At 68.4% G+C, this 11,191-nt stretch carries 11 protein-coding genes and 1 pseudogene; 4 read left to right on the forward strand and 8 right to left on the reverse strand.

Going from position 1 to position 11,191, the window contains the following annotated elements; all coding sequences use genetic code 11:
- Positions 1 to 394 precede the first annotated feature (394 nt).
- On the forward strand, positions 395 to 952 hold the full coding sequence (locus ACF07B_RS42685) for a hypothetical protein (RefSeq protein ID WP_392182909.1): 558 nt from the start codon (positions 395 to 397) through the stop codon (positions 950 to 952).
- A 265-nt stretch (positions 953 to 1,217) separates the two neighbouring features.
- Here the strand turns inward: ACF07B_RS42685 and ACF07B_RS42690 are convergent, their stop codons facing one another.
- The 3 genes from ACF07B_RS42690 to ACF07B_RS42700 form a co-directional block, all read right to left on the reverse strand.
- The gene (locus tag ACF07B_RS42690; protein WP_392182910.1) at positions 1,218 to 1,697 is read right to left on the reverse strand and encodes a hypothetical protein; all 480 of its coding nucleotides are present in this window, start codon (positions 1,695 to 1,697) and stop codon (positions 1,218 to 1,220) included.
- Positions 1,698 to 2,040: 343 nt separating this feature from the next.
- Positions 2,041 to 2,523 carry a hypothetical protein gene (locus ACF07B_RS42695; RefSeq protein WP_392182911.1) on the reverse strand — a complete coding sequence of 161 codons (483 nt, stop codon included), beginning with the start codon at positions 2,521 to 2,523 and terminating at the stop codon, positions 2,041 to 2,043.
- A gap of 714 nt (positions 2,524 to 3,237) precedes the next feature.
- The gene (locus ACF07B_RS42700; protein ID WP_392182912.1) at positions 3,238 to 3,945 is read right to left on the reverse strand and encodes a GntR family transcriptional regulator; all 708 of its coding nucleotides are present in this window, start codon (positions 3,943 to 3,945) and stop codon (positions 3,238 to 3,240) included.
- A gap of 155 nt (positions 3,946 to 4,100) precedes the next feature.
- Here ACF07B_RS42700 and ACF07B_RS42705 point away from each other — a divergent pair, with 155 nt between their 5' ends.
- Complete coding sequence (locus tag ACF07B_RS42705) at positions 4,101 to 4,640, forward strand: YbhB/YbcL family Raf kinase inhibitor-like protein (protein WP_392182913.1); 540 nt, start codon at positions 4,101 to 4,103, stop codon at positions 4,638 to 4,640.
- Positions 4,641 to 4,675: 35 nt separating this feature from the next.
- Positions 4,676 to 4,819: pseudogene (locus ACF07B_RS42710) on the forward strand (dihydrofolate reductase); the annotation flags it as partial.
- An 11-nt stretch (positions 4,820 to 4,830) separates the two neighbouring features.
- Here ACF07B_RS42710 and ACF07B_RS42715 read toward each other — a convergent pair.
- The 5 genes from ACF07B_RS42715 to ACF07B_RS42735 all read right to left on the reverse strand — a co-directional run bounded on the left by ACF07B_RS42715 (position 4,831) and on the right by ACF07B_RS42735 (position 9,476).
- Positions 4,831 to 5,886: an acyl-CoA thioesterase/BAAT N-terminal domain-containing protein gene (locus ACF07B_RS42715; RefSeq protein WP_392182914.1), complete on the reverse strand. Its 1,056-nt coding sequence runs from the start codon at positions 5,884 to 5,886 to the stop codon at positions 4,831 to 4,833.
- A 545-nt stretch (positions 5,887 to 6,431) separates the two neighbouring features.
- Complete coding sequence (locus ACF07B_RS42720) at positions 6,432 to 7,103, reverse strand: hypothetical protein (RefSeq protein ID WP_392182919.1); 672 nt, start codon at positions 7,101 to 7,103, stop codon at positions 6,432 to 6,434.
- Between the two features lie 339 nt (positions 7,104 to 7,442).
- The gene (locus ACF07B_RS42725; protein WP_392182915.1) at positions 7,443 to 7,646 is read right to left on the reverse strand and encodes a hypothetical protein; all 204 of its coding nucleotides are present in this window, start codon (positions 7,644 to 7,646) and stop codon (positions 7,443 to 7,445) included.
- The gene (locus ACF07B_RS42730) at positions 7,643 to 7,981 is read right to left on the reverse strand and encodes a transposase (protein ID WP_392182918.1); all 339 of its coding nucleotides are present in this window, start codon (positions 7,979 to 7,981) and stop codon (positions 7,643 to 7,645) included. Before ACF07B_RS42730 ends, ACF07B_RS42725 begins: the two co-directional genes overlap by 4 nt.
- Positions 7,982 to 8,081: 100 nt before the next feature.
- The gene (locus tag ACF07B_RS42735) at positions 8,082 to 9,476 is read right to left on the reverse strand and encodes an SMI1/KNR4 family protein (protein ID WP_392182916.1); all 1,395 of its coding nucleotides are present in this window, start codon (positions 9,474 to 9,476) and stop codon (positions 8,082 to 8,084) included.
- A 553-nt stretch (positions 9,477 to 10,029) separates the two neighbouring features.
- On the opposite strand from ACF07B_RS42735, the gene ACF07B_RS42740 reads away from it, so the two are divergent.
- Positions 10,030 to 10,776, forward strand: coding sequence for a hypothetical protein (locus tag ACF07B_RS42740; protein WP_392182917.1), 747 nt, complete (start codon positions 10,030 to 10,032; stop codon positions 10,774 to 10,776).
- Positions 10,777 to 11,191 lie beyond the last annotated feature (415 nt).

Consider the following 11,191-nt stretch of genomic DNA (forward strand, 5'->3'; position numbering starts at 1 on the left):
CGGACCACTGGATCCCCCGAGCCGCTGACCGACACACGAAGGCCTCACCCGGACCGCCGGAACTCAGCAAGCAACAAGTCGCCAAGCAGAGCGACGAGTTGGAGCGCAGCCCCCTGACCCACCCTCGGGTCAACCACCGGTTAACCCTGGCCCGTGTGAAGACGCCGATCGGCCGGCCGTTCCACGTGCCGTACACGGAGCCGCTCCGATCGAGTGACCTTTGCCCACGTCGGCCCTGCAGCTGCTGCCGAGTGGCCGTTCCTCGGCAGTTCGGCCGCCCCGGGTCCTCTCGGGCCGGCCCCTGACAGGCCCGGCCGGTGAGGGCCCGGTTTCGTATCCGAGGCGCATGGAAACTGGGATGCCCGGGCCGTGCGACGTTGCGAGACTGGCCGCCGTGACGCGACCTGAACTCTCCGAACTCGACCACCTGCGAGAAGTAGAACGGCTCGCCGGCGTGGTCGTGGACACCGCCTCGGCCGAGGGCCGGCTCTCGTATCAGCCCGACGCAGACGACGCGACGCCCCTGCGGCGGGCGGTGAACGCACTGGCCCGCGGGCTTCGCCACTACCACTTCCCCGGGGACGGCTGCCTCGACGAAGAGGCGGATCGTCCCGAGCTGAAACTCGCGGGCGTGGTGATTCTGCGTCCCGGGACGATGCCCGACGGCATGGAGGAGACCTACGAGGAGGCGTGCGCCCGCCTCGGCGTCGAGGCCCGGCCCGAGGGGTGGGCCCTGTGGAACACGTGGGGCGACGGGAAGCTCCAGGTGACGATGGTCGTCTCCGCGGTCGACACCACCGAGGGCCTCCTCGCGAACTGGTCGCGGGGCAAAGCCGTCCATCCGCTGACGCCCGTGCCTTCCCAGATCGCCCTCATCCACCACGGCTGGGCCGCCCACATGGTCTTCTCCCCGTTCGGGGTGAAGAAGCTCGGACTCGGCGGACAACCGTGACATCGCCTCACCTCGACCGCCGGTCCTCCGCTCCCAGCTCGGCTGGTCAGCGGCTCGGCTTGTGCTCGGCTTCGCCGGCGCCGGCCGGTAGGACTCGATGCCCGTCTCGATCAGGTGAACCGGAAGGTCAGCCGGTCCGCGATGGCCGCGCAGAGCCGCGGGTCGGTGAACGTCATCTCCCACTCACCGAACGGAGCGTTCGCTGCGACCGCGGCGCCCTGGCGTCACTCGCGCGACGGCCCCGGAATCCAGTACCGCGAAGAGTTCACAGAAACAGAACGGCGAGAGAGGCGACAAATACCACAGCCGCAACCAACTGCCCCAGAGTCCTACAGGGGTGCCACAGCGTCAGCACCAGGGCGGCAGCCATCACCGCCCCCGCTACGGCCGCCAGCCATGACGCAGCCACTCTCTGGGAGGCGAGGACCGCCAGCGGTGCGAGCAGGAGCGTCGGTGGGACCACCGACGTCCAAGGACCGATACCCAAAAGCCGGTACACCAGGGCCAGCACGACAAATGCGATGGCGAGTGAGGCCGGGACCGAGAGAACCGGCCACACCGTCATGCAGAATCCCGATGCCTCTGCACAGGTTCGGCTGTCGTAGCGATCCGCCCTGTCAACCAGATGGAGCGACATATACGTCAGAGCCCCACCGGTTGCGGCGGCACCCGCAACGCGCACGGCCAGACCCCCGCCGGAGGGTAACTTGCTGTTGTCGTACCCCTGCGCAGAAGTAGCATCCATGACAAAATTCTTCCCCCTCGTCGCAGCCCGGGCCTGAGTACTCGTACTCAAACCCCGGTTCCGTCAGCCCGGCAAAGCAACACGGCGACAACCGGTTACAACTACGACCACCCGCGCCGATGGCTCCGCAAGCGAGGCATCCGCCACCGCATAACCGCAAAGGGATCGAGTCCTCGCAGCGGCCGGCCACCACCGATGGGTTGTCGAGACGACCGAGTCCCCTCTCACCCGCCGCCGCCGGCTCCACCTCCGCTACGAAGGTAGGGCAGAACATTTCCTTGCCTTCGCCGGCGCAGCCCTCACCTGTCACCACCGACCCGTTCGTGTGGAAAGGCATCACCAGTCAGTGTGAGGCTCCGACACTGCTGCCCCAGACACTGAAGGGCCTGATCTCCGGCCCGGTCGCGGTCTGCTCTGAGAGGCTCTGCGCGTCGTCCAGGTCCGGCCAAGCGATGAAGCCTGCCTCCCTGTCGGCCAGAAATCCCTCGACGACCGGACCGAGGTCATCGGAAGCCACATAGGCACCTCTGAACGGCAACGCATCCGCGGGCACAGAGCCGGTCGAGCACCGGAGTTGTCCTGCCTGTTCGTCGTGCCACACGTAGAACGTCGCCACTCCTGAGAAGCCAAGACTGTGGATGCGTTCCCCGATGGCAGCAGCAGTCCGCTCGAAGGCAGCCACCACCTCGGCCACGGACAACGAACTCCTGTCCTCGTCAGCCGCACCCAGCGACCAGGTGTTGGCCTCCCACTCCACCCGCCGGTCAGCCGGTTCCAGCACCACAGGCTCGTCCGCCACCTCAGCAATCCACGTCAACAACACCACAGCAGTATCCCTGCACAGCTCGACCCGATGACCGCCCAAGAAACGACGTCTAATCCGCGGCCTCCTTGGAAGACACCCTCGTGCGCCTCATGCGCCCTGAGCAGTCGGCGCAACGCGGCCGCGTGCCGCGCGCCCCGGATCCGCTGGGCCACCCTGGGGCACGGTGAAGGCCGCCCACGTTGGGTCGGCGTCCGGACCGCAGGCTCGCTCGCACGCCAAGGCCGCTGTCGACTCCACCCTGGCCGAGCTGACCCGTCGAGAGCCCGCCACCTTCAGCGCCCTACTGGAACGCGTCTGGGCCAAATAGACCCCGTGGAGCGCGCAGAAGGCACGGGCCCGCAAGAACGCACCCGGCGAACGCGCCGTCCGAAGCCCACATGAACTGGGCACCCATCACCGCGATGACCCGGCACCTCACCCGCAAGAACCCCCCGCACCAGCCAGTGGACAAAATAGCCTCAGGCCGCCCGCTGACGCGGATCTGCTCCGCGGACTCCGGTCCGCCTTCCACACCAGACCGCCGACGCCGCTTCTTGTTGACCCAGTCGTGCATGGCCTCGATGAGGTCGCTGGAAGGCATGCGCCCCTCGGCCTCGGCAAGCCCCTCGAACTTGGCGCGCAGCGGCTCGGACGGGCGCAGCCTGACTCGCGCCAGCGACATCCACAGCCCCGGTGTCGGTCAGATCAGTCGTCCGGTCAAGCCGGCGAGGCACATCAGGCTTCCCCCGAGGGTTCATGATGGACGCAGCCGGTCAGCACGGCCGCGGTCTGGGTGAGGTGCTGGACCAGCAACTCGGCCGCGGTGTCGGCATCGCGGGCCAGCGCCGCCTCCTCAAGCCGGCGGTGCTCGCCAATAGCGTCCCGGTCGGGGTCGCGGTGCGCCGACCAGCGGCGAGCCAGTTCGCTCGCGGTCCACATCCGGTCGAAGGTCTCCAGCAGAACGGGATTGCCGCACCCCTCCAGCAGGGTGCGGTGAAAGACCCGGTGCGCCTCGGACCACGCGCTGCTGTAGTAATCGCCCTCCTCAGGCCCGTACACAGGGGTGCGGGCCAAACGATGGTGCGCGGCCCGTACGCGGGCCTCCCAGTCGACGTCACCACACTCGACGGACATGCGCAGCAGGACCGGTTCGATGGTCCGGCGGGCCTCCGTGATCTCCTGCCAGCGGCGATCAGAGATCGCGGGGACGGCGAACCCGCGGTTGGCCAGCCGGTCCGCGAGGCCCTCGCCGACCACCCGAACCAGCGCCTCACGCACGACGGCCAGGCTCACCCCCTGCTCCCTGGCGAGGTCCTGCGGCTTGAGGGCGTCACCAGGGGCGTGCTCTCCGCGCATGATCGCGTCCCGGATGTGTGCGTAGACCCGCTCGGAGAGCATCTGCTTCCCCGGCGGCGAGGTGGAGGTGTGGGCCGTCTCGGTCATGCCCCCAGCATAGACGATCCGATAGATAATCGATTATCTGTGTTATCGTCGATTCAGAGTCGGCAGGGAGCGGCGGCCGCATCCCTACCGCGGTCCCTGCGCCGGCGACATCACTGGCACCCCGCCCCAGAACACAGCCCTGAAAGGACGACGCGATGAGCGCCAACGACCCCTTCGCCCGCCTCCCCCAAGCTGCCTCCTTCACCGTCACCAGCACCACCGTCACCGACGGCGCCCCCTGGCCGCCCGAGCAGTTCTCCGGCATCTTCGGCGTCCCCGGCGGGAAGGACATCTCGCCGCAACTGTCCTGGAACGGCGCCCCGCAAGGCACCAAGAGCTACGCCGTCACCGTCTACGACCCGGACGCCCCCACCGGATCCGGGTTCTGGCACTGGGCGGTCGCCGACATCCCCGCCACCGTCACCGAACTGCCCGAAGGCGCCGGCGACGACACCGGCTCCGGCCTGCCCGAAGGCGCCTTCCAACTCCCGGGCGACACCCGCACCGCCCGCTTCATCGGCGCCGCCCCGCCCGCCGGACACGGCGCGCACCGCTACTTCACCGTCGTACACGCCCTGGACGTCGAATCCACCGGCGTCACAGCCGACACCACCCCGGCCGTCCTCGGCTTCACCATGGCCGCACACACCCTGGGCCGCGCAGTCCTGACCACCACCGCCGAAACCCACGCCTGACAACCAACACACCCCGACCCATCAACACCACGGAGGTGTATCTCCGCACCACCCCGGAAGTCGAGGACGAAAGCGCGGTCCCCCTGCCCGTCCGCATCGCCCAACGCCTCAACCACAGCGCACCCACCGCCAGCCAGACCACGGCCCGGATACAGCACGACGGCCTGCCGCACATCACACCCGACCAACATCATCGATCAAGCAGGTGGAGTAGTTGGGGCCAGCTGCTTTCCATGGACTGTTCGTTCGCCGCGCGGGTGCCACCGCCGTTGGCCCCGACAGGCAGGTACGGGAAGCCTGAGATGCCGTGGCCGGCCTTCGGGCAGATCAGAGCCTTGGCCTTGCGGCCGGAGGCGTTGGGTTGCTGAGCGATCGACTGGGCGGCAGAGAGCGATCCCCACAGCGAGTCCGCCCCACCCGCGACGGCCAGTACGGTCCCGCGGACGTGGTTGAGCGGAATGGGAACCAGGTTCAGGCTCTTGCCACCCTGGGTCCAAGCGGACCGTGTCCCACAGCAGTTGGCCGGATAGGCGCCATTGGTATTGCGGCTGGGCGCGTAGACCACTGCGTCGCGTACCAGGTCCGGGTAGTACTGGGCCACCAGCTGGGCTGCTTCGCTGCCGCGCGAGGCTCCGGCCACCATGAGGCGGCGGGGATCGGCCTGCGGCTGGGCACGAAGGAGACGGGCGGCACTGGCGACGTACTCCACGGACACGCCGGCAAGGTACTCGGGCCGCCCGGTACAGCCGAAGTAACACAACGCCAGGGCCGGGTGACCGCGGGAGGCGAGCAGCGCAGCCTTGAACTGGTTGACGGGGGTGACACCTCCTTCTGAGCCTCCCAGCAGCAGCACCGGCGCGCGGCGCGGCCCGCCCGTCGGCGGCAGGAAGAGCTCTCCGCTCAGCCCGTCCTTGGCGTTCGTCAGCTCTCTATGCCGGACACGCCTGGCCTGAAAGGTGCGGGTGAGCGTGCGCTGTGCGATAGGGCGGCCACCGGAGGCAACCGCGATACGTATCTCGTAGCTGGGGTTGTGCTGCGGGTCGGTCAGCGCGATGGAGGTGATGTCCGCATCCCCTGTGCCGGGCCTCATGGACCAGAACAGGCCCATGCCGTCAACTCCCCGATACGTGCCGGACCTGGGCCTGGCACGGTCGAGGTCTACGACACCCTTCGCATCCGCGGTGAAAACGGCCCGCCCCGACCAGGCCACGTCGCGCGCATCGGTGGCACGGGTGGTGACGGTCACCTCTTCACGGATAGGAGCCCGGTGATGCGCATGTGGACCGGCTCATCCGCCAGTGCGGCGGACCTGTCCACCGTGACAACCGCCGTGCGGCTGTGCTTGGCATCCCGCGCGCCGTCCTCGGAGCAACCCGCGCCGGCCGCCACCGCAACCATCGCCGCACACGTCGCCGCTCGTCTTCCCCTTCTCTGCATGGATGCAGTGTGATCGCGTAACGCCTGCGCAGGAAGACGCGACCAGAGGCTCGTGCCCTCCATCTGACGGAAGTTGCCCGCTCAGGCTCTCGGCCGGTGAATGCCGGCTCCTCCGGTCCGCCTGGGGGTGTTCGTCGTGCCCCAGGGGATCGGCAGCGTGCCGGGTGAGCGTAATCAGTAACCGGACTCATCCACCGAATACGCGATACATCAATATGCGAGCCACCAGTCCCAAGCCGGGCCACCGCCGTTCCGACCTCATGCCCCGGACTCGCGGCAAACCACGGATCCCGGACTCTCGTGAGTGCGGTGCGAGTTCGGCGTGACCCTGTGGTGCTCTTCCGCGGACTCTCGTCAATTGTGCAGGAGGTCGAGTCGCTCGGTGGCGTGCCTCCACTCCAGGGCGTCTGTCCGGGCGCGATCTCGCAGAGCATCCACCAGGCCGGACAGCCCGGCACTGCCTGCCGCCTGGACCAGCACGAGATCCTCTCGCTGACGCCGGAGCTCGGCGCCCGGTCCGGGAAGCCGGGCATCGTGCTGATCGGCGGCGATCGCAGTGATCTGCAGGCAGCGAAGGGCACCGTCCCACGGTCCCCCTGTGCATGCGGCGACCGCTTCGGACACCGCCGTCATGGCGTCGAAATGCATCATCACGGCACCCTCGGGCTCGGCCTCCTCCAGAAAGCCGTCGAGATCGGGGATTTCGCAGTCCCCGGCGAGCGGCTCGTACAAGTGGAACAACTCGGTCAAAGAGAGAGTCAGATACTCCCCCGAGTGGTCGGCCAGTCGGTCGGCCAACTCACGGATCCGAGCCGCCGACGATGCATCCCCGGCGAGGGCGGTGGCCCAGCACTCTCCGAGCAGATCCCTGACAACTGCCGCTCCCGAGCCTCCATGGCGGTGGAAGCGCTCATCACCGAGGCAACCGGAAATCCGCTCGGCCGCAGCAAGGCCGACCAGGGCCGCCGCCCGGTGATCGAGGGCACCCAGCGATGCCCGCCACTGCTGGAAATCCCAGTTGTCCATGCCCATCCCCGACTCGGCCCGTCCGCACATCCTGTCAGCAGTGACTCACCCGGGCTCCGCCGAGTCGGCGCAGTCCTCGCCGCACTCCACGACGAATGGATCGCCTTCCCCCGCCGCTACCTCTCCAACGAGAGCATGGACGCCATCTACACCGATACCCCCGCCATCCCGCCCGGCTCCGGCGGCTCGCCGCGGCCGACGGCAACCTCCTGATCGAGACGCCCAGCGGCGCCCGTAGCGCAGCAAGACCTCCGCGATCCGTCAGCTCGTCCTCCAAGCCCCGGCCCCTGTCATCGCCCAAAGCACTCGGCTACCACGACAAGACCGCCACCCGCCTGGTCACCGAGGCCGACGGAACTTGGAGCCGATACGCCCCCAGTGGCCACACACGGTGAGTAGCTCGGCATCGCGGACCGCTCGCGGACCAGGAGTGCCCTTGCAGCGGGCGTAGAAGGCGGCTCGGGAGACCTTGAGCAGTTCACAAGCGCGCTTGACGTTGTGACCGTCTCGCTTCTCCGCCTCGATGAACGGGTGCACCGTCACCGGGTCTCCTTCGCGAAGAAAGCCGTGGCCCGCTTGAGAATGTCCACGTCCTCCCGCAGCCGGCGGTTCTCCCGCCGCAGTGAGGCCAACTCTTCGCGTTCAGTGCTGGTCAGGCCGTCTCGTTCGCCTGCGTCGGTCTCGGCCTGGCCGATCCACAGCCGCACCGCGGTCTCGGTCAGGTCGAAATCCTTTGCCACCTGGCCGACCGAGCGGTCACCGCGTCGGCACAGCCCGACGATTCGGCCTTGAACTCCGGCGTGAACGAACGGCGAGGCCGAGGCTTCTTCTTCCCATGCGCTCCATGATGGACATCCTTCCGGGGCAGAACCCCTGATCTCAGATGTCCGTCAATCCGTCAAAGCGAATCAAGCCCAGTACCGGTCTCGACCCTGTACGCGGCCAGCGGCGCCCACGTCTCCTCCACTCCGCCGTCGCTCACCGGGTGCCCCCGACCGTCCGGTCCGTGTCCAGTTCGCCTTCGAGGACTGTCCGAGTGATCAGGGGGCGGTCACACAGAGCGAGGAGCTCGTTGGCGAGGTCGAGGACCGGCAACGGGTGCTGTTCGCCCTGCACATCGATGGCGGCAGCCGACAGGCTCCGGGGGACGGCGCCCGCGTTGAGCAGAACGCGCCACTCCTCGGGGCCGAGGCTCAGGTACTCCAGACCCGTCAGCCCGGCGATCTCCAGGGGATCGGCCAGCGTGCCCGGGGAAACGGTGAGCGTCCGCAGGCGGGGGAGGCCGGCGACCGGGGCGAGGCTGACCGGCTCGCCCTTCCGACCACCGATCCGGAGCACCTCCAGCTCGGGCCGGGCGGCGGCCACCATGTCGCCCGGGCTGCTCACCTGGGCCACCACCGGCGGACGGTTCCAGTCATCGTCCGAGCGCCAGTCGTCGCGGTGGTTGACCACCATGTCGGTAAGGGAGTCGGCGCGCAGTGCGGCTCCGATGCTCCGCTCATGGTCGATCATGATGACCTGCCCGGCGTGTCCGCCCAGACCCGGTGTCAGGTCGAGGGCCAGCCGGTCGCCGCCGCCGTTGTCGCCGAAGGCGATCCAGCCGGGCGAGCCGACGAGGCCCTGCACGGCGGCGTCCGGTGCGGTGACGACCGCGTCCTTGGCGGCGAACTGCCAAGGGCAGGGACGGGACCGGGCGTCCGCGATGTAGAGCCCGTCCAGGGGGAAGAGCTCGCAGCCGACCGCTTTGCTGACGCGTTCCTGCGCCGCGTAGTCGCCGCTCCAGTCCTGCCACCGCGCACGGGTGACGCGGTAGAGGGCCTTGAGCTCGTCGGGCAGCGTGACACCGAGGCGCGCCTCCGCTGCGGCTATCTCCTCCTCGGTGGCACCGATGGTGTCGGGGAGCCGATCGTGAAGGGTCCGCTCCAGCAGCGCCGGGTCCGCCGACGGCGCCGGTGCCGCCCCCGGGAATTCCTCGGGCAGGCGCCGCCAGGGCTCGGGAACGGCGCCCTCGATCAGGAGCAGGGCTCCCACGAAAGGGCTCCTGCCGCCGTGCTCCACGGCGGGCCCCGCATCGATGACATGGAGCACGGTCTTCCCGTCCGGCGCCGTCTCGACCATGTACGAAACGCTGCTCGCGCCGTCGGCCCTGAGGGCGGCCTGGACCCGTTCCACGGCGGTGAACTGGTCCTGCATGTCTGCCACTTGCAGGGCTCGTCCTGGCACTGGGCGCGGCTGTGGCGCGGGCAGGGTCCAACTGCCGAGACTGATCTGGCCCGTGAAGCAACCACCCGGCGCGGCAAGCTGCTCCGCGCGGGAATCCCGCACCAGCCGCAGCAGCGGCTCCCAGGTCGCGAAGTCATGTAGTGAGGACAACGGCGCTCTCCGCTCAGTCGGTTGGTCGGCCGGCAGCACTCCTGATCACTGCGTGCGACGCGATCCTAGGACTGGCCACTGACACTGCCGCTCCGTCTGATCTACTGCCTCCCGAGACACGGAGACCGGGAGAAGAGCGATGGGTGTTCTGACCGACTACTTCCACGCACCGAACGCCGCAGCGGTGGTGCAGTCACTGGAGGAGACGGACGGCGGATCCCGTTCCACGCGGAACCCCCGGTGTTCGACGGAGTCGACGCCAAGCGCGTGAATCCGTCGTCGTCCTGGGGCAGCTGGTCGCCGCCATCCGCCGGACGGAGTGGCGGGTGGACCTGGTGGAGCAGACCACCGTGTGGCCGACCTCCCGGAAACCGGGTCCGGACGGCCCCAAGTTCGAGGGCGACCCGTGGGCGGCGGGACCGTGGGGGTCGGAACTCCATCCCCTGGTAAGGGACACACTGGCCGGAGTACGGGACTGACCGTGCAACGGCTCGCCCGACCGGTCGGCCCACCGGCGAAAGGGCGCTTGCGGCAGTCTGCTTGGATACCGGAGATGACGACGAGTTCCCCTGTCCCCCGTGCAGGCGACGCCGATCCCGACCGTTTGAAGGCCCTACTGGAACGTGCAGCCACGGGCCGGGACAGTCGGGCCTGGAGCGACCTCTGGACGGAGCTCTACCACAACGGCTCTCTGGATGCCGCCCATCCGATGGTGCTGCGCACGCTGGCCGACATGGCAGAGGCCGACAAAGCCGACACGGCACCCTCCGCCCTCCACCTGGCCGGCGCCCTTCTCGCCCAGGCCGACCAGCGGTACGAAACCCGAAGCCTGCGGCACGAGTATGCAACGGAAGTCACACGCCTACTGGACGCCGCAAACCGGTGGCGGCAGGTCACTGCCGACCGGAACGACTATTGCTATCTGGTTGAGGCCGTCCTGCAACTGGAGGGCAATATCCACTGGGCGGAGGACTTGATCTGGGGCGTCGTCAGCGAGGAATACGAGATCGAGTGCCCCGATCCCGACGGGTGCGCGTCGATGTGGGTGATTCTCGGCGAGCGCGGCTTCTTCAGTACCGCGGAGGACTACGCCCTCTCCGACGACGTCGAGACCTTCCCTCTCCATCCGGCCGATCCCCGCGCCCTGGAAGGTCTCGGCCGGCGCCTCTACGACCTTGCCCTAGCTGACGGCCATGAGGAAGTCGCGCGCGCCCTGATTTATGCCTTCGGTGAGGCGACCTGCCCGGAGTGTGAGCAGCGCTTCTCCGTCGTCGGGCAGGTCGTCGCCCGTTCCAGCTGAGAGCTCCGTCGAAATGGTGGGGTTTGAACCAACGACCTCTTCGTCCCGAAGCAACTTATACGCACGTGCCACCTTGGGCTGGTGCGGTTCTCACCTGCTCCGATGGTCCGCGGACGTTCGCGGACGTCCGCCGGTGTTCGTCGGCGTTGTCACGCAGTTAGACACTCACTGCTGCGGTTGATCAGTTGCCTACTGGGTGCCTGGTCGGGAGTGTCGAGCGCGAGCGGTGATCTCTGAGGGGTCATACCCCTGCGGGTAGTTCTCTCACCTGCACTCACCGTCGGCCCCATCGCTCAGCCGGGCTATACCAGACGGCACTAAGAGGTCCTAACAAAGGCGTTGGACGTGTCGGTGGGTGATCAGGCAGGTAGCGAGGCCGAGGAAAGCTTCGTGGATGTCATCGCGTCGTTCCCAG

It is taken from the genome of Streptomyces sp. NPDC015532 (assembly GCF_043078065.1).
Lineage (GTDB): Bacteria > Actinomycetota > Actinomycetes > Streptomycetales > Streptomycetaceae > Streptomyces.

Excerpts from the sequence above, each read along its gene's own strand:
- ACF07B_RS42740 (WP_392182917.1), top strand. The coding sequence starts at position 10,030 with ATGACGACGAGTTCCCCTGTCCCCCGTGCAGGCGACGCCGATCCCGAC.
- ACF07B_RS42705 (WP_392182913.1), top strand. The coding sequence starts at position 4,101 with ATGAGCGCCAACGACCCCTTCGCCCGCCTCCCCCAAGCTGCCTCCTTC.
- ACF07B_RS42720 (WP_392182919.1), bottom strand. The coding sequence starts at position 7,103 with ATGGACAACTGGGATTTCCAGCAGTGGCGGGCATCGCTGGGTGCCCTC.
- ACF07B_RS42690 (WP_392182910.1), bottom strand. The coding sequence starts at position 1,697 with ATGGATGCTACTTCTGCGCAGGGGTACGACAACAGCAAGTTACCCTCC.
- ACF07B_RS42700 (WP_392182912.1), bottom strand. The coding sequence starts at position 3,945 with ATGACCGAGACGGCCCACACCTCCACCTCGCCGCCGGGGAAGCAGATG.